At 65.9% G+C, this 23,105-nt stretch carries 19 protein-coding genes and 1 tRNA gene; 12 read left to right on the top strand and 8 right to left on the bottom strand.

All coding sequences use genetic code 11. The annotated features are described in order from the left end of the window. The first annotated feature begins 70 nt into the window (after positions 1-70). Together ACO06X_RS20030 and ACO06X_RS20025 are read left to right on the top strand one after the other, a co-directional pair. Positions 71-2,353: an ATP-dependent helicase gene (locus ACO06X_RS20030; protein WP_421837879.1), complete on the top strand. Its 2,283-nt coding sequence runs from the start codon at positions 71-73 to the stop codon at positions 2,351-2,353. 32 nt (positions 2,354-2,385) lie between these two features. Continuing rightward, a complete protein-coding gene (locus ACO06X_RS20025) occupies positions 2,386-3,021 on the top strand; it encodes a hypothetical protein (protein WP_421837878.1) in 636 nt (211 codons plus the stop codon). Here ACO06X_RS20025 and ACO06X_RS20020 read toward each other — a convergent pair. Next, positions 3,018-4,442 carry a DEAD/DEAH box helicase gene (locus ACO06X_RS20020; protein ID WP_421837877.1) on the bottom strand — a complete coding sequence of 475 codons (1,425 nt, stop codon included), beginning with the start codon at positions 4,440-4,442 and terminating at the stop codon, positions 3,018-3,020. The two genes, ACO06X_RS20025 and ACO06X_RS20020, sit on opposite strands and share 4 nt — an antisense overlap. Before the next feature lie 149 nt (positions 4,443-4,591). Continuing rightward, on the bottom strand, positions 4,592-5,239 hold the full coding sequence (locus tag ACO06X_RS20015; RefSeq protein ID WP_421837876.1) for a hypothetical protein: 648 nt from the start codon (positions 5,237-5,239) through the stop codon (positions 4,592-4,594). A gap of 183 nt (positions 5,240-5,422) precedes the next feature. Here ACO06X_RS20015 and ACO06X_RS20010 point away from each other — a divergent pair, with 183 nt between their 5' ends. Both ACO06X_RS20010 and ACO06X_RS20005 read left to right on the top strand, forming a co-directional pair. Then, positions 5,423-6,853 (top strand): FAD-binding oxidoreductase, encoded by a 1,431-nt coding sequence (locus ACO06X_RS20010; protein ID WP_421837875.1) that lies wholly within the window; start codon positions 5,423-5,425, stop codon positions 6,851-6,853. Positions 6,854-6,992: 139 nt separating this feature from the next. Continuing rightward, a complete protein-coding gene (locus ACO06X_RS20005) occupies positions 6,993-7,766 on the top strand; it encodes a SapC family protein (RefSeq protein ID WP_421837874.1) in 774 nt (257 codons plus the stop codon). 215 nt (positions 7,767-7,981) lie between these two features. On the opposite strand, the gene ACO06X_RS20000 is transcribed toward ACO06X_RS20005, so the two are convergent. Then, complete coding sequence (locus tag ACO06X_RS20000; RefSeq protein WP_421837873.1) at positions 7,982-8,977, bottom strand: N-formylglutamate amidohydrolase; 996 nt, start codon at positions 8,975-8,977, stop codon at positions 7,982-7,984. Between the two features lie 259 nt (positions 8,978-9,236). Between ACO06X_RS20000 and cpdR the strand changes: the two genes are divergently transcribed. Beyond that, positions 9,237-9,617 carry a cell cycle two-component system response regulator CpdR gene (cpdR, locus tag ACO06X_RS19995; RefSeq protein WP_421837872.1) on the top strand — a complete coding sequence of 127 codons (381 nt, stop codon included), beginning with the start codon at positions 9,237-9,239 and terminating at the stop codon, positions 9,615-9,617. Between the two features lie 188 nt (positions 9,618-9,805). Beyond that, positions 9,806-9,880 (top strand) — tRNA-Val (locus ACO06X_RS19990). 174 nt (positions 9,881-10,054) lie between these two features. Here ACO06X_RS19990 and ACO06X_RS19985 read toward each other — a convergent pair. Beyond that, complete coding sequence (locus tag ACO06X_RS19985) at positions 10,055-10,822, bottom strand: crotonase/enoyl-CoA hydratase family protein (RefSeq protein ID WP_421837871.1); 768 nt, start codon at positions 10,820-10,822, stop codon at positions 10,055-10,057. 199 nt (positions 10,823-11,021) lie between these two features. On the opposite strand from ACO06X_RS19985, the gene ACO06X_RS19980 reads away from it, so the two are divergent. Then, positions 11,022-12,245: an NADP-dependent isocitrate dehydrogenase gene (locus tag ACO06X_RS19980; RefSeq protein ID WP_421837870.1), complete on the top strand. Its 1,224-nt coding sequence runs from the start codon at positions 11,022-11,024 to the stop codon at positions 12,243-12,245. A gap of 220 nt (positions 12,246-12,465) precedes the next feature. Further along, on the top strand, positions 12,466-13,995 hold the full coding sequence (locus ACO06X_RS19975) for a DUF1963 domain-containing protein (RefSeq protein ID WP_421837869.1): 1,530 nt from the start codon (positions 12,466-12,468) through the stop codon (positions 13,993-13,995). A gap of 138 nt (positions 13,996-14,133) precedes the next feature. On the opposite strand, the gene ACO06X_RS19970 is transcribed toward ACO06X_RS19975, so the two are convergent. The 3 genes from ACO06X_RS19970 to ACO06X_RS19960 form a co-directional block, all read right to left on the bottom strand. Next, on the bottom strand, positions 14,134-14,376 hold the full coding sequence (locus tag ACO06X_RS19970) for a hypothetical protein (protein WP_421837868.1): 243 nt from the start codon (positions 14,374-14,376) through the stop codon (positions 14,134-14,136). An 8-nt stretch (positions 14,377-14,384) separates the two neighbouring features. Further along, the gene (locus ACO06X_RS19965) at positions 14,385-15,167 is read right to left on the bottom strand and encodes a tyrosine-protein phosphatase (RefSeq protein ID WP_421837867.1); all 783 of its coding nucleotides are present in this window, start codon (positions 15,165-15,167) and stop codon (positions 14,385-14,387) included. Between the two features lie 62 nt (positions 15,168-15,229). After that, positions 15,230-16,429, bottom strand: a complete 1,200-nt coding sequence (locus tag ACO06X_RS19960) for a M20 metallopeptidase family protein (RefSeq protein ID WP_421837866.1) — start codon at positions 16,427-16,429, stop codon at positions 15,230-15,232. A 126-nt stretch (positions 16,430-16,555) separates the two neighbouring features. Here ACO06X_RS19960 and ACO06X_RS19955 point away from each other — a divergent pair, with 126 nt between their 5' ends. Both ACO06X_RS19955 and ACO06X_RS19950 read left to right on the top strand, forming a co-directional pair. Beyond that, positions 16,556-17,806 (top strand): acetyl-CoA C-acetyltransferase, encoded by a 1,251-nt coding sequence (locus ACO06X_RS19955; protein WP_421837865.1) that lies wholly within the window; start codon positions 16,556-16,558, stop codon positions 17,804-17,806. 56 nt (positions 17,807-17,862) lie between these two features. Beyond that, entirely contained in the window at positions 17,863-18,654 is a 792-nt protein-coding gene (locus ACO06X_RS19950; protein ID WP_421837864.1) for a dienelactone hydrolase family protein, read from the top strand. A gap of 3 nt (positions 18,655-18,657) precedes the next feature. Here ACO06X_RS19950 and ACO06X_RS19945 read toward each other — a convergent pair whose 3' ends face one another. Next, entirely contained in the window at positions 18,658-19,998 is a 1,341-nt protein-coding gene (locus tag ACO06X_RS19945; RefSeq protein ID WP_421837863.1) for a M28 family peptidase, read from the bottom strand. Positions 19,999-20,160: 162 nt separating this feature from the next. Here ACO06X_RS19945 and ettA point away from each other — a divergent pair, with 162 nt between their 5' ends. Together ettA and ACO06X_RS19935 are read left to right on the top strand one after the other, a co-directional pair. Next, positions 20,161-21,834: an energy-dependent translational throttle protein EttA gene (ettA, locus tag ACO06X_RS19940; RefSeq protein ID WP_421837862.1), complete on the top strand. Its 1,674-nt coding sequence runs from the start codon at positions 20,161-20,163 to the stop codon at positions 21,832-21,834. Positions 21,835-21,978: 144 nt separating this feature from the next. Continuing rightward, positions 21,979-23,094 (top strand): RcnB family protein, encoded by a 1,116-nt coding sequence (locus ACO06X_RS19935; RefSeq protein ID WP_421837861.1) that lies wholly within the window; start codon positions 21,979-21,981, stop codon positions 23,092-23,094. The last annotated feature ends 11 nt before the right edge of the window (positions 23,095-23,105 follow it).

Here is a 23,105-nt window from a genome sequence, read left to right as displayed (position 1 = left end):
TTCGGTTGGCGCAACCAGCCTCCTCCCCGCAGACTTGCACGCGCCGGCGAAGTTCCCTACTTGTTCCGGTGTGACGCTTGTAACCGCACCTGATTCAAACTGGCTCGAAGGCCTCAATCCCCCGCAGCGCGAGGCCGTGCTGACGACGGAGGGCCCCGTGCTCATGCTCGCGGGCGCGGGCACCGGCAAGACCGCCGCGCTCACCGCGCGCCTTGCGCACTTGCTGCGCTCGCGGCTGGCTTGGCCGTCCGAGATTCTCTGCGTCACCTTCACCAACAAGGCCGCGCGCGAAATGCGCGAGCGTGTCGGTCAGCTGATCGGGCCTTCGGTCGAAGGTATGCCGTGGCTCGGCACGTTCCACTCGGTCGCCGCCAAGATGCTGCGTCGCCATGCCGAACTGGTCGGCCTGCAAAGCACCTTCACGATCATCGACACGGATGACCAGCTACGCCTGCTGAAACAGCTCATCCAGGCCGAAGGGATCGACGACAAGCGCTGGCCCCCGCGCCAGCTCGCCGGCCTGATCGACCGCTGGAAGAACCGCGGCCTCGGCCCCAAGGACTTGGACGCGCTCGACAACGAGGCTTACGCTAACGGCAAAGGCGCAAAATTCTACGCCCTCTATCAGGACCGCCTGCGCGCGCTCAACGCCTGCGATTTCGGCGATCTCACGCTCCATATGCTCACCATCTTCAAGCAGCACCGCGAAGTGCTCGAAAGCTGGCAGGCCCGCTTCAAATACGTGATGGTCGACGAGTATCAGGACACCAACGCCGTCCAATACCTCTGGCTCCGCCTCCTCGCGCAAACCCGCAAGAACATCTGCGTGGTGGGCGATGACGACCAGTCGATCTACTCATGGCGCGGCGCAGAAGTCGCCAATATCCTGCGCTTCGAAAAGGATTTTCCCGGCGCCAAGGTGATCCGGCTGGAGCAGAACTACCGCTCCACCCCGCACATCCTCGCGGCCGCCGGCGGGGTCATCGCGGAAAACAGCCAGCGCCTCGGCAAGACGCTGTGGACCGAAGTGGGCGGCGGCGACAAGGTCCGCGTCATCGGCGTGTGGGATGGCCCGGAGGAAGCCCGCCGTGTCGGCGAAGACATCGAGCGCCTCGAACGCGAAGGCGCCCCGCTCAACCGCATCGCCATCCTCGTGCGCGCCTCGTTCCAGACGCGCGAGTTCGAAGACCGCTTCATCCAGATCGGCCTGTCCTACAAGATCGTCGGCGGCTTCCGCTTCTACGAACGCGCCGAAGTGCGCGACGCGCTCGCCTACTTGCGCGTCATCGCCTCCCCGCAGGACGACCTCGCCTTCGAGCGCATCTACAACGCCCCCAAGCGCGGGCTGGGTGACAAGACGCTGGAGAAGCTTCATCGCCACGCCCGCGCGCGCGGCATTCCGCTGGCCGCCGCCGCCATCGAGCTGTGCGATACGGACGAACTCCCCGCCCGCGCCCGCGCCACGCTATCCAGCTTGATGCGCAGCTTCATCGGCTGGCGCGACGGGATCGCGACGCTCACCCCCGCAGAACTGATGCGCACCGTGCTCGATGAATCTGGCTACACCGCCGCACTTCAGGCCGAGAAGAGCACCGAAGCCTCAGGCCGCCTAGAAAACCTCACCGAACTCGCCCGCGCGATGGAGGAGTACGAGACGCTCGGCGATTTCCTCGAGCACGTCAGCCTTGTGATGGACAACGACGCGGCGGCGGACACCGAGAAGGTCACCGTGATGACCATCCACGCAGCCAAGGGGCTGGAGTTCGACAACGTGTTCCTCCCCGGCTGGGAAGAAGGCGTGTTCCCCTCGCAGCGCGCGCTCGATGAAGGCGGGCTCGCGAGCCTGGAGGAAGAACGCCGCCTCGCCTACGTCGCGATCACCCGCGCCCGCAAACGCTGCACCATCCTCCACGCCGCCAACCGCCGCATCTACGGCCAGTGGACCAGCTCGATCCCCAGCCGCTTCGTCGGCGAACTGCCCGCAGACCACATCGAGGAAGAAACCACGATGAGCGGCGGCGCCTCGCTCTGGCGCGCGCAGTGGTCCGAACACTCGGACCCCTTCGCGCATGTCGCAAGCGCCAACCCCGCGCGCAACCTCACGCGCGGCCCCGGCTGGCAACGCGCTGCCGCGACCACCTACGACCCCGCCCCCAAACGCATCGCCGAACCCAGCCGCAGCGCCGCCAGCTTCGCCGCCAAACCCCGCACCGACATCACCGTGGGCACCCGCGTGTTCCACGACAAGTTCGGCTACGGCACCGTCGCCGCGCAGGAAGGCAACAAGCTGGAGATCGATTTCGAGACCGGGGATCGGAAGCGGGTGATTGATAGTTTTGTGAAGGCTGCTTGAGACCAATAACACTGATCCGGCTGCAATTCCCCTTGTCCAACGAGACCGACCCCACCATCGTTCGCCTCCGGCGCACCGAGGCCGGCACAAACGGAGAGTCTGGAATGAGAGCGCTTCCCTTACTCGCAGTTGCGGCTCTTGCCGGCGCTGCCTTCCCAGTATCGGCAAGAGCTGCAGGGATCACATACGATTGCGATACGGCCAGCCAGCACTTTTCCGAACTCGTACTCCCTGCACCGTCCAGCCCCTTCACGGTCACCGGCAATCTTCAGCTGCGCACAATCGCAGAGGTCAAGAAATGGGCCCCGCTTGGCCGCGTTGATATCGGCTCTGCTTTCCAGCCCGGTGCTTCCCCTGAAGCTTTCGCCGGTTTCTCGATGATTGCCCTGCCAATAGACAAGCGCAAGTCGCCAACCGGCGAGGAGGTTGTCCAGGCTCTGAAATTCACCAACCGGGGCGCGGAGGACGAGATGCTGCCGTTTTCCATGCTTAGCAAGCCAGGCACGGTCCAGTCGTTCAAACTGACCTACTCTGGCAGCGAAGTCACAGTCACGCTCGGTGAGGAAACACGGAGATTTCCGCTCAAGACGGCAGAGCCGGTAGTTCGGGTGATCTGCTCAACCGGTGAGTTTCTGTTCACCGACCTCGAGATCAAGCCAACGCTCTAAAGCGCCGAAACGCTCAGGAACCCCGGAACCGGACCGTTCCACTCGCCCGGCTGCGAAGGCAGCTCGGTCAGCACATCCTTGGGCGGACGCGGCTCGTCGCGCCGTGCGCGGGGTGCCCGCGCAGGAGTTGCTGCCGCTGCCGGTTCCTCCACCACTTCCGGCGAAACCTCGATCTCGGCCACCGGCGCCGCAACCTTGGGCGCGCGTTCCTTGCGCGGCGCGCGCTCGCCGCGCGGTGCCCGCTCGCGCCGACCGCTCTCACGCGGCGCAGCTTCTTCACGCGCAGGCGCAGCCGCCGCGTCCGCGCCATCGAGCGCAAACACCGGGATCTTCATCCCCGTCAGCTTCTCGACATTGGCGATCGCTTCGGCATCGTCGTCGGTCACGAACGTAAACGCCCGGCCCGTCGCGCCTGCGCGGCCCGTGCGGCCGATGCGGTGGACATAGTCATCGGGATGCCACGGCGTGTCATAGTTGAACACGTGGCTCACGCCCTTCACGTCGAGCCCGCGCGCGGCGACGTCGGACGCGACGAGGATCGAGATCACCCCGTCCTTGAACTTCTGCAGCTCGGCATTGCGCGCGTTCTGGTCCATGTCGCCATGGATCTCGCCGGCCGAGAAACCGCTCTGCTGCAGGCTCTTGGCCAACTCGCGCACCGTCGTCTTGCGGTTGGCAAAGATGATCGCGGTGCCGACATTGTCGGTACGCAGCAAGTGCCGCAGCGCTTCACGCTTGCCGCGCGTGGAGACATGCACCTTGTGCTGGGCGATATTGGTGTTGTTCGATGCGGGCCGCGCCACCTCGATGCTTTTCGGATTGCTGAGGAACTTGTCCGCCAGCTTCTTGATCACCGGCGGCATCGTCGCCGAAAACAGCAGCGTCTGGCGCTGCGGGGGCAGCTTCGAACAGATCGTCTCGATGTCCGGGATGAACCCCATGTCGAGCATGCGGTCCGCCTCGTCGATCACCAGCAGGCTGCAACCGTTGAGCATGATCTTGCCGCGCTCGAACAAGTCCATCAGCCGGCCCGGGGTCGCGATCAGCACGTCCACGCCGTCCTGCAGCGCTTTCACCTGATCGCCCATCTGCACGCCGCCGATCAGCAGCGCCATCTTCAGGTCGTGGTTCTTGCCGTACTTCTCGAAGTTCTCGGCCACCTGCGCGGCAAGCTCGCGCGTCGGCTCAAGGATCAAGGAGCGCGGCATCAGCGCGCGGCGGCGGCCATGCGCCAGAATGTCGATCATCGGCAGCACGAAGCTCGCCGTCTTGCCCGTCCCCGTCTGCGCAATGCCGATGATATCGCGCATCATCAGCACCGAGGGGATGGCCTGCGCCTGGATCGCGGTCGGGGTATCGTAGCCCGCGTCGAGAACCGACTGGAGCAATTCGTCAGACAGGCCGAGATCGGCAAATTTCATGGGTGGTGGTTTTTCCGAAAAGCAGATGCGTGCCAGATTGTCCGGCGCGCGGAAGGCCGGGCCTCGCGGCTCGCCATCGTGGCCCCGCGCCTAGTCCCAAACGGCCTAGAAAGTCAAGGAAAGTGGTTACGGAGGCCGCCGCCCGAACGTCAGTTTCCGTCAACCGGAACGTATTCGCGCACATCCTTGAGCTTACAGGTCGTCCCTGCGCGCGAATGGATGGCATCGCGGCCCACGCAAAGCTGGCCGTCCGTTGTCTTCGACATGTAGAAGCCAAGGTAGAAATCGCGCGCGCTGCAGGCCTTTTCGAGGCCCGCCGCCAGCATCCGCCGATCGCGCATGTAGAACATCAGCCGCCCATCGGTGATCGGCTGAACTGCGGCGATTCCCATTGCGGGCATGCACTTGCCCGTCTTGCGCTCGCGGAAGCGCACGGCGTTGGAGCGCGCCTGCGGCAGCATCGGCTGCATGATCGGCTGCATCGGCTGGAGCGGCATGATCTGCGGCGCCACTGCATCGCGCCCGGCATCGCGCGGGGTCACGCGGATGATCACGCGCTGTTCGATGCGGACCTGATCCCACACGTCGGGCGCGATCGGGTTGATCCCCGCAGCGCTTGTAGTCGGCGCGGAGGCAGGCGGGTTGACCAGCAGGAGCGTGCCCGCCGGCAACGCCGCCACGTCCCACACATCCTGCGCCACCGCCGCGTCATCGATCGGCGCAAACGCGCTCTCGCCTGCCGGGAATCCCGGCAAGGTCAGGGCGATGCTCGCAAAAAGATCGAATAACGTTGTCATGATGACTGCAACAGCAGTGTGGTCCCTCGAAACTCTTTTCCCGCCCCGACTCTTTTTCAGGCCCTGAAAGCCACCGGAGAATCGCCTGTCCCCGTTAGCACTTTTGATTGAACCCCGGCTTAACTCGCCTGTCAGAAAAAATGAATTGCCCACAACGCCCTGGCGGGATTAGCCCGGCAGGCGATGGCTGATATCGATCACACCCCGTTCCTTGCGGCAGCAGCCGCGCTGCTTGGCCCGCGCGGCTTCACGGCCGATGCCGATCTCATGGCTCCCTGGCTCACCGATTGGCGCGGGCGCTTCACCGGCCGCGCGATCGCCATGGCCTCGCCCGCCTCCACCGCCGAAGTCGCCGCGCTGGTGAAGCTTTGCGCCCAGCACCGCGTGGCCCTGGTGCCGCAGGGCGGCAATAGCGGGATGTCGGGCGGCGCCACGCCCGATAGCGGCGGCCACGCCCTGCTCCTCAGCCTGCGCCGGATGAACACGATCCGCGTGCTCGATACCGAAAACCGCATGGTCACCGCCGATGCGGGGGTCGTCCTGCAAACGCTCCACGAAGCGGCGGACACCGCCGGTCTGCGCTTTGCCCTCACCCTCGGCGGCAAGGGTTCGGCCACCATCGGCGGCCTCGTGTCCACAAATGCCGGCGGCACGCAAGTGCTGCGCCACGGCACGATGCGCGCGATGGTGCTCGGGCTCGAGGCGGTCATGGCCGATGGCTCGGTGCTCGATACCCTCACCCCGCTCAAGAAGGACAACCGCGGGTTTGACCTGAAGCAGGTGCTGATCGGCTCGGAAGGCACCATGGGCATCGTCACCGCCGCCACGCTGCGGCTCGAGCCGCGCATCGCGGGGCGCGCCGTGCTCTGGGCCGGCCTTGCCTCGCTCCACGCCGCCCGCGCGCTGCTGCTCCATGCCGAACGCCACGCCGGCGCCGCGCTCGAGGGGTTCGAGGTCATGCCGCGCCATTCGCTCGAAGCGGTCTGCGCCTACCTCCCTTCAGCCCGCCCTCCGCTGGCAGAGCCCCACGCCTGGCACGCGCTCATCGAACTCGTCGCGACAGACGACGCCGCTGCCGCCACCCTGCCCGAACGCGCCGAGGCCTTGCTGGCCTCCGCCTTCGAGGCCGGTCTGATCGCCGATGCCACGATCGCCGCCAGCGAAGCGCAGGCCGAAGCCTTCTGGACCTTGCGCGACAGCATCGCCCCGGCAGAGCGGGCACTGGGCCCCGCCGTCCAGCACGATATCAGCGTGCCCACGCACCTGATGCCCGATTTCGTCGAGCAGGCGGTTCCGCAGGTCGAGGCGGCGTGGCCCGGCACGCGCGCGGTCGGTTTCGGCCACCTGGGCGATGGCAACATCCACTTCCATGTCATCGCGCCTGCCGGGGTCGATCCGGCCACCTGGCAGCAGGGCGATGGCAAGGCGATCAGCGCCGAAGTCCACGATCTCGTCACCCAGTGGGGCGGCTCGATTTCGGCCGAGCACGGCATCGGCCAGCTCAAGCGCGACGAGCTTGCGCGGCTTGGCGATCCGGTCGCGCTGGCGCTGCTGCGCCAGATCAAGGCCGCGCTGGATCCGCACGGACTGCTCAATCCCGGCAAGCTGATTTGAATGGGCCAGTCCCGGCGTGTGACAACGCTGTTTCAGGCACTCTTGCGCAGGCTAAGGACAATCCCTAAACGGCCAATTCCCGCCGCAATCCCGCCGGCTCTGGCGCGTGCATGGCAACCAGTCTGACGGAGAGAATTTCATGGCGAGCGCGCCGCAAGCATCCCTGCCCCTGTTCTACAACGATCTCACGCCGCTCAACCTGCGCGATCATGCGAACTGGAAGGCCCGTGCCTCGCAGACCGCAACATGGATGGTCGGCCAGCATGCCGTGCCGCTGACGGTCGAGGAATTTCCGCAGGCCGCGCGCCACTTCCCGATCATCTTCGCTGCGGGCGACAATCCGGTGCCGCTGGCGCTGATGGGTCTCAACGAAGGCATCAACGTGTTTGTCGATGCCGAAGGCAACGTGGCTCCCGGTGCCTACGTGCCGGCCTATGCCCGCCGTTATCCCTTCCTCCTCGCGAAGCTGACGCAGGAAACCACCGATCTTTCGCTGTGCTTCGATCCCTCCTCGGGCCTGCTCGGCGATTTCCCCGAAGGCGAACCCCTGTTCAGCGGTGAGGAGCCTTCGGAAGCCACCCGCAACGTCCTGCAGTTCTGCGAGCAGTTCGAGCAGGCCGGCCAGCGCACGCAGGCCTTTGTCGAGGAACTCACCAAGCATGATCTGCTGATGGACGGCGAAGCCGCGATCCAGCAGCCCGGTGTCGAGCAGCCTTTCGTCTACCGCGGCTTCCAGATGGTGAATCAGGAAAAGCTGCGCGACATGCGCGGCGATGTCCTGCGCGGCTGGGCGCAGAGCGGTCTGCTGCCGCTGGTCTATGCGCACATCTTCTCGCTCGATCTGATGAGCACGATTTTCGGCAAGCAGGTTGAGCAGGGCGTCGGCCCCACGCCGCCGCTGCCGGCGTTCTGATCGCCAGTATTACAGATCAGATCGGTTGCTGTTACCATTCGCTACAATGCAAGCGGCAAAACTGCTTGCACTGTCGCAGTACGCAACCTATCTTCCGTAAGTCGCGGCGGGCTCCCCTCATGGCTCGGCGCGGCGGGTGCACCTGGTGCACCTCCTCCCTGAACCTTGGCCGCCTGGAGCAATGCTCCAGGCGGTTTTTTCTTGGATTCAAGGATTTATTCTGCCGCCGCGCGCCAGAAGCCGCGCTCGCGGCCCAGATCGGCGACCGCAATCGCCATGCGCTGGACGAGCGCTGCAACCACCTCGATCGTTTCATCGAGCCCCGGCCCCGGTTCGGCCAGAGCGGCGTCGAGGTAGGTCCGCCGGTCGATTTCCAGCTGCAGGCAATGCACACCGGCCTGCCGGCGGGCATGCCGCTCCAGTACATAACCGCCCGCGTATGGGCGGTTGTGCGCCGTCAGCCGCCGCGCCTGCCCCAGCGCGGCAAAGGCCTCCGCCACCAGCACGCCGTCGCAGGCCGCGCCGAACCGGTCGCCCACCACGAACTCCGCCGCCGGTTCACCCGCGCGCGCCGGCAACGGCGGCATCGAATGCAGGTCGATCAGCAGCGCCGCCCCCCAGCGTCCCCGCACGTTTTCGAGCAGGGCCGCCAGCGTGGTGTGATAAGGCTGGTGTACCCCTTCGATCCGCGCGGCGAGGTCATCGTGCGCGATCGGCCATTTCCACAGTTCACCCAGCCCCGGCAGCCGCCGCGGCACGAGGCCGAGCCCGCTGCGCGCGCGGCGCCAGGTTGAAGAAGCGACCGGCAGGGAGCTGGCATCCGGTGCCCCGCCGCCGACCATGTCCCAATCGATATCGTCGCTGGCGCGGTTGAGATCGATCATCGCGCGCGGCGCATGCGCCACCAGCAGCGCCGCGCCGGTGCGGTCCGCCACCGCGCGGCCGACCAGATCGACCAGCCGGTCCTCCAACCGCGGCGCGCTATAGGCAGGCTGGCGCATCCGCGAAACCAGTTCAGGCGGATAGCTGCGTCCGGCATGCGGCACCGCGATCACCACCGGCACCGGCGAAGGATCGCTCTGCCACACGGTGAAGGCAGGTGAACCCTCCAGACCGGGGACACTTCCTCCACTCGAGGCGGTGGCCCCGTTGAAGCTTGCGGCACTGTCGTGCGCAGGCGATTCGCCCGGCGACGCAAAAAGTCGATCCATGACCAAAAGCTGCAGGGGTTTGGCGCGTATGTCAAAGTGCTCCATGGTGCTTTGCAGGCCGGAAATCGCCCATCCCCGGCGCGGGTTCGGAGTTTGCCCTTTTGCGATTGCGATTAAGTCCCGGGAGCCGATCTGGACGGAATCTTAACCTGCACGGGTTTAGGCATTCGGATAAGGAATGCCGTCAGCTACGGCTCGCGGGCACAGAAGCCCAGGCTGACCGGGTCCAGGCAGACTGGCAAGACGATTGAAGGTGACCATGATTCGAATCCTCCTCGCCGAAGACGAAGAAGCGATGCGCACCTACCTCGCACGCGCGCTCGAGAACGCGGGCTACGAAGTGGTGTCGGTCGATCGCGGCACCGAGGCGGTGCCCCTGCTGGAACACCAGCATTTCGACCTGCTGCTGTCGGACATCGTCATGCCCGAAATGGACGGGATCGAACTCGCGCAACGCTGCGCGGAGATCAGCCCGGCCACCAAGGTCATGTTCATCACCGGCTTTGCTGCCGTCACGCTCAAGGCCAACCGCGAGGCACCAAGCGCGCGCGTGCTGTCGAAACCCTTCCACTTGCGCGATCTCGTGATGGAAGTGGAACGCGTCTTCGCCGATTCGCCGATGACCGGCAATCTGCGCTGACGTCCTGATCCTTTCCATCTTTGCGCGGCACATTTGGGGAGGTGGCAGTCCGCAGGACTGACGGAGGGGTAACTTCTTCCAATCGCACGGTCGGAGGAGTCAGAAAAACCCCCCTTGCCAGTCCAGCCGCCCAAGGCTAATGGGCTGCCTCTCCGAAGCGCTCCGGCGCAGCGGAAGCGTGATGGTGCGGGCGTATAGCTCAGTGGTAGAGCACTATGTTGACATCGTAGGGGTCGCAAGTTCAATCCTTGCTACGCCCACCATCGCTTCGAAAACCCCGCCTCGGCGGGGTTTTTTGTTGGGTTGCAGGCAGCGTGAACCAAGCTGCCCGCTTACAAGACCGCTCACCCTGAGCCTGTCGAAAGGTGCAGGCGCGACCTGTGCGCCTGATGCTTCGACAAGCTCAGCATGAGCGGGTCATGGGTGATCCAGCGGGCTTACTTGCCCTGCCAGTTGGGCTTGCGCTTCTCGGCGAACGCAAGGCTGCCCTCGCGCGCATCGGACGAGGTGAATACAGGCGCGATATAGGCCTCCTGCTTGTCCCACATGTTCTCCTCGGTCCACTCGTGCGAATCGCGCACGATGGCCTTCGACGCGATCAGCGCCAGCGGGCCATTGGCTGCGACGCGAGCGGCCAGCGCCTTGGCGGCTTCCAGCGAGGGGCCATCGGTGATCTCGTTGATGAAGCCCAGCGCATAGGCGCGTTCCGCATCGATGAAATCGCCGGTCAGCGCGAGTTCCATCGCGATGCGCGGCGGGATCTGGCGCGGCAGCTTGATCAGGCCGCCAGCCGCCGCCGCAAGGCCGCGCTTCGCTTCGGGGATGCCGAACTTGGACGCGCGGTTTGCCACGATCAGATCGCACGAGAGCGCCAGCTCCATGCCGCCCGCCAGCGCATAGCCGTCGACCGCGGCGATGATCGGCTTCTTTGGCGTCCACTGCGAAAGCGCGCCAAACCCGCGACCCGGCACGCTCGGCCGCTCGCCGCGCAGGAAGCCCTTGAGGTCCATGCCGGAGCAGAACGTGCCGCCCGCGCCGGTCAGGATCGCGCAGCGCAGGTCCACATCGGCGTCGAAGCGATCCATCGCCGCAGCGATTCCTTCGGCAGCCGCCTTGGTCATCGCATTCTTGGCTTCGGGCCGGTTGATGGTGACGATCAGGACGTTGCCGTCCACTTCGGTCAGGACTTCGGGTGCATCGCTCACGGCATCTCTCCTTTGATCGGCGCTTAATCGCTTGGTTAAATGTCTAGAGCCGCCCCCCCGCTGCTGTCCAGACCCAAACCGCGCGAATCCTGACGCGCCTTGCCCTTTGGTGAGATTGGACCGCTTGCGCGCCGCCAAGCGCCTGCTAAGGAACGCCAAATTTCTTTAGATCACCTCCCCGGGGAAGGCATACAAAACCATGGCAAAGATCAAGGTGAAGAATCCTGTCGTCGAGCTTGATGGCGACGAAATGACGCGGATCATCTGGCAGTGGATCCGCGAACGCCTGATCCTTCCCTATCTCGATATCGATCTGAAGTACTACGATCTCTCGGTCGAGAAGCGTGACGAGACGAACGACCAGATCACCATCGATTCGGCCAACGCGATCAAGGAATATGGCGTCGGCGTGAAGTGCGCCACGATCACGCCGGACGAGCAGCGGGTCGAGGAATTCAAGCTCAAGAAGATGTGGAAGTCGCCCAACGGCACGATCCGCAACATCCTCGGCGGCGTCGTGTTCCGCGAGCCCATCGTGATCCAGAACGTGCCGCGCCTCGTGCCGGGCTGGACCGATCCCATCGTCGTCGGCCGCCACGCGTTCGGCGATCAGTACAAGGCGACCGACACCCTCATCCCCGGCCCCGGTAAGCTGCGCCTCGTGTGGGACGGCGATGACGGCCAGAAGATCGATCTCGACGTGTTCGACTTCCCGAGCGCGGGCGTCGCCATGGCGATGTACAACCTCGACGATTCGATCCGCGATTTCGCCCGCGCCTCGTTCAACTATGGCCTCGGCCTCGGCTGGCCGGTCTACCTCTCGACCAAGAACACGATTCTCAAGGCCTATGACGGCCGCTTCAAGGATCTGTTCCAGGAAGTGTTCGAAACCGAAGGCTTCAAGGAAAAGTTCGCCGCCGCCGATATCGTCTACGAACACCGCCTGATCGACGACATGGTCGCCTCGGCGCTCAAGTGGTCGGGCAAGTTCGTCTGGGCCTGCAAGAACTACGATGGCGACGTGCAGTCGGACACCGTGGCGCAGGGCTTCGGCTCGCTCGGCCTGATGACCTCGGTCCTCATGTCGCCCGATGGCAAGACGATCGAAGCCGAAGCCGCGCACGGCACCGTCACGCGCCACTACCGCCAGCACCAGCAGGGCAAGGCCACGTCGACGAACCCGATCGCCTCGATCTTCGCGTGGACGCGCGGCCTGATCTATCGCGGCAAGTTCGACGAGACCCCCGAAGTGGTGACATTCGCCGAAACGCTCGAGCGCGTGTGCATCGAAACGGTCGAGAGCGGCAAGATGACCAAGGACCTCGCCATCCTCATCGGCCCCAACCAGCCGTGGATGACCACCGAGAAGTTCTTCGAGGCCATCGTCGAAAACCTCGAAACGGCCATGGCCGTCGAAGCCTGATTGGCATCAAACCGAGTTGAAGAGGGGCGGGACGATCTCCCGCCCCTTTTTTGTTGGGCGTCCCCGCCTCCCCCTTCGTCATCCCTGCGCAGGCGGAAAGCCAGAGCGCCAACGCGCAGCGCCAGACTGAAAAACGCCGAACCGGCCCCTTCACCCCAAAATAACCATTTGTTGCAGGTTTGGGCCTAATGCCGCAGCGTAACACCGGAAAGGTGAACGCGTGCTCGCCCTAGTCGCAATCTTCGCCATCTTCATTGCCAGCGCGCTGGGGCTCATCGCGCTGATCTGGTACTGGCTGCGCCAACGCGCGCTGCAGGAACCAAAGCCGCGCAAGCCGAAACAGGCAAAGCGCCGGAAGGCCGCGGATGATGCCGCCGAGCCCGAACCCGAACCCGAAGCCCTGCCGCAAAAAGTCGGCCGCAGCCGCATGATTTCAGCCGCTTCGCTGGCCGAGGCCGAGGCCGCCAATGCGCTGCCCGCTGCCCCCTATGCAGAGCTTGAGGAGCCGGGCGAGCCCGAACCGGCAGCCACATCGCCCGAAGCACCGGCCCCGCTCGCCGCCTCCACGCGGCAGGCCGTGGTGCTGCGCCAGCACTTCCCCCCGCACCGCGCGCCCGAAGGCCGCAGCTGGCTTGGCGGCACCCCGGTGCTTCCTGGCACAGCGGAATGGCCGGTCCATCCAGGCACCGGCAAGCCGCTCCATTTCCTCCTCCAGATCGATCTTGCCGAAGTGCCCGACGAGGCAGGCCTCGGCCTGCTGCCTTCCGAAGGCGCGCTGGCCGTGTTCCTCGATTGCAATTGGGGCCCCGGCGATGCCTTCCGGGTGATCCACGCGCAGGGCTATGCGGGAATGCCGTGGCACGCACTCGATGTGCCGCCGGGCCTCGCCATGGCCTATGGCGATGAAGCCGCGCTGGTCTGGCCCTGGGCACTCACGCCCGAGCACGGCACGCAGATCCTGCCCCGCTGGCCCGTCGTGCCGCGGTCGATCGCCCTGCCCGAATCGGACTCACCCCGCTGGCCGCACAATTCCGCCACCGCGCGCGCCCTGCTCGATGCGCAAGGGCAGAACGAACTCGCGCCAGCGCTGGATCACGCGGATTTTCATGGGCCTGATGGTCAGGGCTTCGAACCGCTGTGGTACGGCTATCCGCAGGACTGGATCTCCGTGCAGATCACCTCCGCCGCCCTCGTGCGCGAGGCGGACCGCGCATCGCGCACCGTCGTCCACGATCCCTACCCCAGCCTTGACGCGGACGAACGCGCCGCCCAGCTCAAGGCCGTGCGCGAGGAAGCGCAGGCCTGGTTCGATCACGCGCTCGGCAACCCCGCGCTCGCCCCCATCGCCCCGCCCGTGCGCAAGGCCTTCTGGGATTGGCTCGCCACCCACCGCGCCCTGGCCGAACGGGTGATTCCCGAGGCCGTCGAAGCCGCGATCGAGACGACGCTGCACGCCTCCCCGCAGGAAGCGGCCAAGTTCCCCGAAGAGATCACCGCCCGAGTCGCATACCGGCACGCCCTCGCCCGGCGCACACCCGAAGGCGTGATCGCCCCGCCCCCGGCGCGTCTGCTCGCTCCTGCCAGCGGCGAAGCGGAGCTGGCCCCAACGCACCTGCTGCTGCTCGAACTGCCGACCAACCCCGCCATCGGCCATCACTTCGGCGGCGGCGCACTGCAATGGTGGATCACGCCGGAGGACTTGGCGGACCGGCGGTTTGACGCGGTGGTGATGACAAGGACGAGCGCCTGAAGCACACCGGCCGCCCTTCCCGGCGCTGTATCACCAACCCCGCTCAGGCTGAGCTTGTCGAAGCATCATACGCAACCGCTGCGCCAGCACCCTTCGACAAGCTCAGGGTGAGCGGACTTGGGGTTGGCTTCTTGCAACTTATAGGCCGAGCAGCGACCGCAACCTGCGTATCTCGGCGATCAGCGCCGGTACATACTCGCGAGAAGTGGCAACAAAATCCTGATCCGCTGCATTGCCGCCAAGAAGATTGAGATCGCTGTGAGGCGTCTGAATGATACTGTCGCCCCCGAAATGATCCCGTCCTTCGACGAACGAAACCCACGGCCCGGCGGTCGCTCGCTCGCACCGCTGCTCGATCACGGCGATTTCCTCGTCAGTCATGCCACCCCTCACACCACCAACCGCTCCTCAAGCCGCGCCACCAGCGCCGCATCCGCGCCCAGCACCGCCTCCGCATAGGCCTCGAACGTCCCGTGCTCGCGCTCCATCGCGGCGAAGGCGCTCTCCAGAAACTCCGGCTGCACCGACATGATCGTGCGCAGCGCGTCATCAGTCATCATCGGGCCGAAGCTCGCGCGCACATTGGTTGCCGCCGCCGCGATCCGTGCCTCGGAATTGCCGGCCGTGTTCGTCAGGAGGTAGTCCGCCATCACGTCGTCCGCATGCACGCCCAGCAGCCGGTGGACGATAGCCGCGCCCACGCCGGTGCGGTCCTTGCCGGCAAAGCAGTGCAGCAGGCTAGGCCCATGGTCCTCGGCAAGGGTCTGCAGGTAGAGCCGGAACGTGCCCACCAGCACCGGGCGGAACGGCAGCTTGTCGTAAAGCTTCACCATCGCGGCCCGCGCATCGTCCGCAGTCCGCACGCCAGCAGCGGCCTCATCATGCACCGCCCTGCCATGATCTCCGGCCGTCTCGCCGGGGTAAAACACCACCTGCCCCGCCCATTGCTCATGCCGCAGACACGGAAACGAAGCGCGCTCGCTATCCCCGCGCAAGTCGATCACCCGCGCGATGCCGATGCGGTGCACCACATCGAGATCGTCCGGCGTCGCATCGAAGTGATGCCCCGAACGCCACAGATGCCCTTTACGCACCATGCCGCCCCGCGCGCCGTAGCCGCCATAGTCGCGAAAATTGTGAATGCCGCTCAGCGGCAGAACCCGGTCTTGCATGTGGCAGCCCCTGTCAGATCACCGCCCGCGATGCCAGCCCTTCAAGACGGCAACATTGCACCTCACGCAAAGCCTTCCGCCAGAAACCGCTCCGCACAGCCCGCCAGCATCGCCGCGCCGAGCGGCATCACGCTTTCATCCAGCATCATCCGCGTCGAATGGATCGAGCAGCAGCTCTTCCAGTCCGCCCCCTGCGGCGCCACGCCAAGGAAGAACATCGCGCCCGGCATCTGCTCCAGCACATAGGAGAAATCCTCCGCCCCCATGATCGGGTGCGCCATCCGGTGGAACCTGCCTTCACCGGCAATTTCTTCCGCCACTGCCGCGCCCAGATCGACCGCGCGCGCGTCGCAGATCGTCACCGGAAAGCCCGGAATGATCGCCGTCTCAGCGGTCAGCCCGTGTGCCGCAGCGATATGCCGGGCGAGCGTCGGCAGCGCCTCGTGCAGTTTTGCGCGCGAAGCGGGCGAAAGCGTGCGGATCGTGCCCAGCAGATGCGCCGCATCCGGGATCACGTTGTAGGCCGTCCCCGCCTCGATCTTGGAAACCGTCGCCACCACCGGGTCCGCCACCGAAAACTTGCGCGTCACCATCGCCTGGATCGCGCTGACGATCTCGCAGGCCACCGGCAGCGGATCCAGTGTATCGTGCGGCATGGAGGCATGGCCACCATCGCCCTTCACCGTGATCTCGAACCGGTCTGCCGAAGCCAGCAGCGGCCCGGCGCGCCCTGCCACGATCCCGTGCGGGCTGTTGGGCATGATGTGGAGCGCAAAGGCAGCGTCTGCCTTCGGTTCCAGCAGTCCGTCGTCGATCATGAACCGCGCGCCGTGGTGCCCTTCCTCGCCCGGCTGGAACATGAACTGCACTTCGCCGGCAATCTTGTCTGCCCGCGCGCAGAGCAGCTCCGCCGCCCCCGCCAGCATCGCCGTATGCGCATCGTGCCCACAGGCATGCATCCGCCCCGCGAACTGCGAGGCAAATTCCAGCCCGGTCTCCTCGGGCATCTCCAGCGCATCCATATCCCCGCGCAGCAGCACGCGGCGGCCCTCGCCTGCTCCGCCTTTGAGCGTCGCGACCAGCCCTGTCGTCGAAGGCCCCTCGCGCCACGTCAGCGGCAGATGCGCCAGCGCCGCGCGCACCTTGCCGGCGGTCAGCGGCGTGTGCAGCCCAAGCTCCGGCTCGGCATGGATCGCGCGCCTCAGCGCAGTGATCTGCGGCTCAAGGCTCCGGGCCTGCTCCAGCAGTTCGGCGTGCAGCATGGTGGGCTCCTATTGGTGATTGTGCGCCCACCATAAGCCGCGCCCCGCACCGCTGTCGAGGTTCCCCCTTGCGCAGGCGCGCGCAGCGGTTTAATCGCTCGATTAACGTACTTGGGAGAGTCTGACATGGCCGAAGCCTATATCATCGATGCCGTCCGCACCCCGCGCGGGGTGGGCAAGCCGGGCAAGGGCGCGCTGTCGCACCTGCACCCGCAGCACCTCGCCGCCACGGTCATGAAGGCCATTGCCGAGCGCAACAATCTCGATACCGGCACGGTGGACGACATCATCTGGTCCACCTCCTCGCAGGTCGGCAAGCAGGGCGGCGATCTGGGCCGCATGGCAGCGCTGGCCGCGGGCTTCAACATCAGCGCCAGCGGCACCACGCTGGATCGGTTCTGCGGCGGCGGCATCACTTCGGTGAACCTCGCGGCCGCCACCGTCATGTCCGGGATGGAAGACTGCGTCATCGCGGGCGGCACCGAGATGATGAGCTTCACCGCCGCCAACGCCGCTGCCGAAGCCAACGCCGGCTTCCCGCCGCGCCTGATGGGCTCGGGCAACAAGGCGCTCGACGAGATCCACCCGCAATCGCACCAGGGCATCTGCGGCGATGCCATCGCCACGATCGAGGGCATTTCGCGTGAAGCGCTCGATGCGCTCGCGCTCGTCAGCCAGCAGCGCGCCGATGTCGCGATCAAGGAAGGCCGCTTCAACAAGTCGCTGATCACGGTCTACAACGAAGACGGCTCGGTCGCTCTCGACCACGAGGAATTCCCCCGCCCCGAAACGACTGCGGAAGGCCTCGCCAGCCTCAAGCCCGCGTTCGCCGGCATGATGGACTTCGATCTCGGCGGCGGCGTTACCTTCCGCAAGCAGATCAACCGCCGCTATCCGGACGTGGAGATCAAGCCCGTCCACCACGCAGGCAATTCCTCGGGCGTGGTCGATGGCGCCGCTGCGCTCCTCATCACCTCGCCCGCTTATGCCGAAAAGCATGGCCTGAAGCCCCGCGCGCGCATCGTCGCCTATGCCAACCAGGGCGATGATCCCACGCTGATGCTCAACGCGCCGGTTCCCGCTGCCAAGAAGGTCCTCGCCAAGGCGGGCCTGACCAAGGAAGACATCGACGTCTGGGAAATCAACGAGGCGTTCGCCGTCGTTGCCGAAAAGTTCATCCGCGATCTCGAACTCGACCGCGCCAAGGTGAACATCAACGGCGGCGCCATGGCGCTCGGCCACCCGATCGGCGCGACCGGTTCGATCCTCATCGGCACCGCGCTCGATGAACTCGAACGCTCGGGCGGCCGCTACGGCCTCGTCACGATGTGCGCAGCGGGCGGCATGGCCCCGGCGATCATCATCGAACGCCTCTGATCCAGCCAAATAGCCCTCTCCCCTTCAGGGGAGAGGGTTGGGAGAGGGGATCGGGCATGAAGAATCCAGAAGCCTTCGCCGGTTACGAAGCTTTCGATTTCAACGATGGCCCCTATACGCGCCGCGTCTGGCGCAAGGGCAGCGGCCCCGCGGTCATCGTCATGCACGAAATGCCCAACCTCCACCCGCAAGTGCTGCGCTTTGCAGACCGCGTCGCGGCGCAGGGGATGACAGTCTATTGCCCCAGCCTGTTCGGCGAGGATGGGCGCAAACCCACAAAGGCCTACACCGTCGGCCAGATGCTCTGGGCAATCTGCGTGCGCCGCGAATTCAACGTCTGGGCCAATGGCAAGTCGAGCCCCATCGTCGACTGGCTTCGCGCGCTCGCGCGGCATGCCCACGCGACATGCGGCGGGCGCGGGGTCGGCGCGGTCGGCATGTGCTTCACCGGCGGCTTCGCGCTCGCGATGATGACCGAGCCTGCGGTCGTGGCCCCGGTCCTCTCGCAGCCCTCGCTCCCGCTGGGCAAAAAGGGCGCCGCGCGGATCGATGCGAGCGCCGATGAAATCGCCTGTGCCAAGCGCCGGTTCGAGGAAGAAGACTTGCACCTGATGGCACTGCGCTTCCCAAGCGACAGCTTCGTCCCCGACGCGCGCTTCGCCATGCTGAAAGAGACCTTCGGAGAGCGCTGCGTAACGGTCGAACTTCCCGACGCGGATGCCAACCCGGCAGCCCCCATTGCGCCGCATTCGGTGCTCACCTGGCACCTTATCGACGAACCCGGCAGCGCCACGAAGCAGGTCGAAGAAGACGTCATCGCCTTCTTCAAGGCCCGCACCGCCGCCTGATCTTCACTCCGCCGGCGCGATATCCTCCGCCGCATTCGCCACCACGCCCAGCACCGCCGCCCAGGCGTCGACATTCTGCGTCAGCGCCGCGCGGTCGATCTTGTCGAGCGTGTCATCGGGCGTGTGGTGAATGTCGAAGTAGTGCGTCATGTCCTGCGTCAGGTCGATCACCGCCAGTTTCTGCGCCTTGATCACCGGGCCGACATCCGCCCCGCCCTCGACCTCGCCCTTGCCGCGCACGATGCCGAGCGGCGCTAATGCTGCGGCCACCTTGTCCGAAAGCGCGGCATTGGCCGGCGCAAACTTCATCTCCACGCGCCACACCCGGTCCGCGCCCGAATCGCTCTCCATGGCAAGCCCGTGCCGCTCGGGATGCGCCTTGGCATAGGCTGCGCCGCCCGCCGCGCCGATTTCCTCCGCGCCCGCCAGCAGCACGCGGATCGTGCGCAGCGTCGGCCCCGCTTCCTGCGCCTTCAGCGCCGCCGCCGTCACGATCGCGCAGCCCGCGCCATCATCGAGCGCACCGGTGCCCAGATCCCAGCTATCGAGATGGCAGCCGACGAGGATCGGCGGCAGCGAAGGATCGCGCCCGGGCAGTTCGCCAATCACGTTGCCCGTCGGCAGGCTCTCGGCGGTCCGCCCGGTCAGCGTCAGCGCGAGGCGCAGTGCCTTGCCCTTGCCCACCAGCCGCACCAGCATGTCCGCATCGGGGTTCGATACCGCCGCGGCCGGGATCGGCATGACCCCCGCTGGCCAATTGGTCACGCCGGTGTGCGGATTGCGGTGGCTGTCCGTCCCGATCGAGCGAATGACGATTCCCATCGCCCCCTTGGTCGCGGCCACCGCAGGCCCCGCGCGCCGCGCCTGCCCGTAGGGACCATAGCCGCTGCCATCCTGCGCCGCCTTCATCGCGTGGTCGAGGAACACGATCTTGCCGCTCAGCGATCCCGCCGGCACCGCCTGCAGCGCCTCGAGCGAGGCGAAATAGACCACATCGCCGTCGATTCCGGCATCGGGTGTCGTCCCGCTGAAGCCCAGCGCGGTCACCGCCAGCTTCTGCGGCACCGGCGAGACCAGCCGCGCCGCGTCCGTCCCGCGCACATAGGCGCGCGTCATCGCCGGCTCGATGGCCACATTGCGGAACCCCAGCGCCTTCAGCTTCTCCGCCGCCCACGCACGCCCGCGCGCCTCGGCCTCGCTGCCCGCCAGCCGCTGGCCGACTTCGCTCGTCAGCCCCGCGATGAAATCCCACGCCGCATCGCCCTTGTCGGCAGCGGGCGCCGCCATGGCCGCACCGGGGATGGCCAACGCCATCAGTGCCAGATTGCGCGCGAAACTCTTCATCACTCAGCTCCTTGTCAAAGCGCGGCCCGGCGCGCAGCAGGCCCCTCCCCTATCAGAACCCCGCGCCCGGATCGACAAGGCGCCCTCGCCCCGCTTGCCCGCCAGCCCGCACCCCTGTAGAGCGCGCCGCAACCCAACAGTTTCGCATATCAAGGACCTCCGATGGCCGCCCAATACGCCTACGTCATGAAGAACATGACCAAGACCTTCCCCGGCGCGCCCAAGCCGGTGCTGAGCAACATCAACCTGCAGTTCTATCAGGGTGCCAAGATCGGTATCGTCGGCCCCAACGGCGCGGGCAAGTCGACGCTCATCAAGATCATGGCCGGGATCGACAAGGACTATACGGGCGAAGCCTGGCCGGGCGAGAACATCACCGTCGGTTATCTCGAGCAGGAGCCGCAGCTCGACACCAGCAAGACCGTGCTCGAAAACGTCAAGGACGGCGCGCGCGCGATTGCCGACATGGTCGATCGCTTCAACCAGATCGGCATGGAAATGGGCGAGGAAGACGCTGATTTCGATGCGCTCGGCGCCGAGATGGCCGAACTGCAGGACAAGATCGACGCGGTCGATGGCTGGACACTCGACAACCAGCTCGAAATCGCGATGGAGGCTCTGCGCTGCCCGCCCGGCGATTGGCCGGTCGACAACCTCTCGGGCGGTGAAAAGCGCCGCATCGCGCTCACCCGCCTGCTGATCCAGAAGCCCTCGATCCTGCTGCTGGACGAGCCGACCAACCATCTCGATGCCGAAAGCGTCAACTGGCTGGAAAACCACCTCAAGGAATATGCCGGCGCGGTGCTGATGATCACCCACGACCGCTACTTCCTCGATAACGTCGTTGGCTGGATCCTCGAACTCGATCGCGGCAAGTACTTCCCCTACGAGGGCAACTACTCGACCTACCTCGAAGCCAAGGCCAAGCGGCTCGAACAGGAAGAGCGCGAGGACACCTCCAAGCAGAAGGCGATCAAGGACGAGCTCGACTGGATCCGCGCCGGCACCAAGGGCCGCCAGACCAAGAGCAAGGCCCGCATCAAGGCGTTCGACCAGCTGGTGGAATCGACCGAAAGCCGCGTGATCAACAAGGCCCAGATCGTCATCCAGGTGCCAGAACGCCTTGGCGGCAAGGTGATCGAGGCCAAGAACATCTCCAAGGCCTATGGCGACAAGCTCTTGTTCGAGAACCTCTCGTTCCTCCTCCCGCCGGGCGGCATCGTCGGCGTGATCGGGCCGAACGGCGCGGGCAAGTCCACGCTGTTCAAGCTCATCACCGGTCAGGAAACGCCCGACAGCGGCACGATCGAGATCGGCCAGACGGTGCGCCTTGGCTATGTCGACCAGAGCCGCGATCACCTCGATCCGAAGAAGAACGTCTGGGAGGAAATCTCCGACGGGCTCGACTACATGAAGGTCAACAAGCAGGACATGAGCACGCGCGCTTATGTCGGCGCGTTCAACTTCAAGGGCCAGGACCAGCAGAAGAACGTCGGCAAGCTTTCCGGCGGTGAACGCAACCGCGTCCACATCGCCAAGATGCTCAAGCAGGGCGGCAACGTCCTCCTGCTCGACGAACCGACCAACGACCTCGACGTCGAAACCCTGCGCGCACTCGAAGAAGCCATCGAGAACTTCGCCGGCTGCGCCGTGGTCATCAGCCACGACCGCTTCTTCCTCGATCGCCTCGCCACCCACATCCTCGCGTTCGAGGGTGACAGCCATGTTGAATGGTTCGAAGGCAACTTCGAGGCCTACGAGGAAGACAAGCGCCGCCGCCTCGGCGACGCCGCCGACCGCCCGACGCGCCTCGCCTACAAGAAGCTGACGCGCTGACGGCTCGATTCGTTCATATTGGAAAGCTACAACATGAACGGATGCCACTGTCATGGTTCAGCCATAGGACAGCCCACGTGCTATACTCAGGAGACATGGGAGGCCCCGAGCGAGTCGGAGCCCCATGTAACCGGAGCCGGGACCATGGCAACGAAGTCCGTTTTGAAAAGCAGCGCATCCGCACTTCTTGCCCTCCTGCTGGGCACGGCGGCACTGTTGCCCGCCTCCGCCAGCGCGCAGGAACGCCCCGATCGCGGTGAACGCGGTGCCGGACGCATGGAGCGCTCTGCTCCTGCCCAGGCCCCCGCATGGCAGAACCGCGCCCCTGCTCCGGCAGCCGCGCCTTCCGGCTGGCAGAGCCGTCCGGCATCACCGCCGAGCAATGCCCAGCAGCCCGCCCGCCCCGCGCCGCCCGCCAACCAGGGTGGCTGGCAGGGTCGTCAGGCATGGCAGGGCAACAACGGAGACCGGGAACGCGGTGATCGCGGCAACGGCGTGAACCCCACCGGCCAGCCCGTCTTCGGTCGTCCGGCATGGTCGCAGGGCGGTCAGGCCCAGCAGCCCCGCACCGGGGCCCCGGCCTGGGGCACGCGCAACCCGACCTATGTCGATCCCAATCGCGGCAACAACGGCTGGCAGGGCAACAACGCCGGACGCGACAACGCCGAACGGGGTAACGACGGACGGGACAACGCCGGACGGGGCAACACGGCCGGGCAGTGGCAGAACAATGGGCGCGGCAACTGGAACCGCGACCGCGACGGCAACCGCAATGACGATTGGCGCCGCAACAACAACGGTGGCAACAACAACGGCCAGTGGAATCGTGGCGGCTGGGGTTCCAACGCCTCGCGCGATTGGAACCGTGACCGGGACCGGGATCGCGACGGCTGGCGCGGCAACAACGGCTGGCGCGGCAATGCCTGGGCCTACAACAACGGCGGGCGCGGGTGGGACCGCAACGGCTGGCGGCGCGACAACCGCTACAACTGGTCCGGCTGGCGCAACAGCCACCGCTCCGTTTTCAACCTCGGCTACTATTCGGCGCCGTGGCAGGGCTATTCCTATAACCGCTTCAGCATCGGCGTGGTCATCGGCGCCCCGTTCTACGACCAGCGCTACTGGATCGCCGATCCCTGGGCCTATCGCCTGCCGCCGGTCGATGGTCCCTATCGCTGGGTCCGCTACTACGACGACGCGTTGCTCGTGGATATCTACTCGGGCGAAGTGGTCGACGTGATCTACGACATCTTCTACTGATCCAGCCCGCC

Origin of the sequence: Novosphingobium sp. (assembly GCF_965229225.1) — a bacterium.
Lineage (GTDB): Bacteria > Pseudomonadota > Alphaproteobacteria > Sphingomonadales > Sphingomonadaceae > Novosphingobium.
Note: the sequence above shows the minus strand (reverse complement) of the source record. Positions and strands in the feature narration are given on the sequence as shown.

Bases quoted from the DNA above. Each gene is read 5' to 3' on its own strand.
- ACO06X_RS20020 (WP_421837877.1), bottom strand. From the start codon at position 4,442: ATGAAATTTGCCGATCTCGGCCTGTCTGACGAATTGCTCCAGTCGGTT.
- ACO06X_RS20015 (WP_421837876.1), bottom strand. From the start codon at position 5,239: ATGACAACGTTATTCGATCTTTTTGCGAGCATCGCCCTGACCTTGCCG.
- ACO06X_RS20010 (WP_421837875.1), top strand. From the start codon at position 5,423: ATGGCTGATATCGATCACACCCCGTTCCTTGCGGCAGCAGCCGCGCTG.
- ACO06X_RS20005 (WP_421837874.1), top strand. From the start codon at position 6,993: ATGGCGAGCGCGCCGCAAGCATCCCTGCCCCTGTTCTACAACGATCTC.
- ACO06X_RS20000 (WP_421837873.1), bottom strand. From the start codon at position 8,977: ATGGATCGACTTTTTGCGTCGCCGGGCGAATCGCCTGCGCACGACAGT.
- cpdR (WP_421837872.1), top strand. From the start codon at position 9,237: ATGATTCGAATCCTCCTCGCCGAAGACGAAGAAGCGATGCGCACCTAC.
- ACO06X_RS19980 (WP_421837870.1), top strand. From the start codon at position 11,022: ATGGCAAAGATCAAGGTGAAGAATCCTGTCGTCGAGCTTGATGGCGAC.
- ACO06X_RS19970 (WP_421837868.1), bottom strand. From the start codon at position 14,376: ATGACTGACGAGGAAATCGCCGTGATCGAGCAGCGGTGCGAGCGAGCG.
- ACO06X_RS19965 (WP_421837867.1), bottom strand. From the start codon at position 15,167: ATGCAAGACCGGGTTCTGCCGCTGAGCGGCATTCACAATTTTCGCGAC.
- ACO06X_RS19960 (WP_421837866.1), bottom strand. From the start codon at position 16,429: ATGCTGCACGCCGAACTGCTGGAGCAGGCCCGGAGCCTTGAGCCGCAG.
- ACO06X_RS19955 (WP_421837865.1), top strand. From the start codon at position 16,556: ATGGCCGAAGCCTATATCATCGATGCCGTCCGCACCCCGCGCGGGGTG.
- ACO06X_RS19950 (WP_421837864.1), top strand. From the start codon at position 17,863: ATGAAGAATCCAGAAGCCTTCGCCGGTTACGAAGCTTTCGATTTCAAC.
- ACO06X_RS19945 (WP_421837863.1), bottom strand. From the start codon at position 19,998: ATGAAGAGTTTCGCGCGCAATCTGGCACTGATGGCGTTGGCCATCCCC.
- ettA (WP_421837862.1), top strand. From the start codon at position 20,161: ATGGCCGCCCAATACGCCTACGTCATGAAGAACATGACCAAGACCTTC.
- ACO06X_RS19935 (WP_421837861.1), top strand. From the start codon at position 21,979: ATGGCAACGAAGTCCGTTTTGAAAAGCAGCGCATCCGCACTTCTTGCC.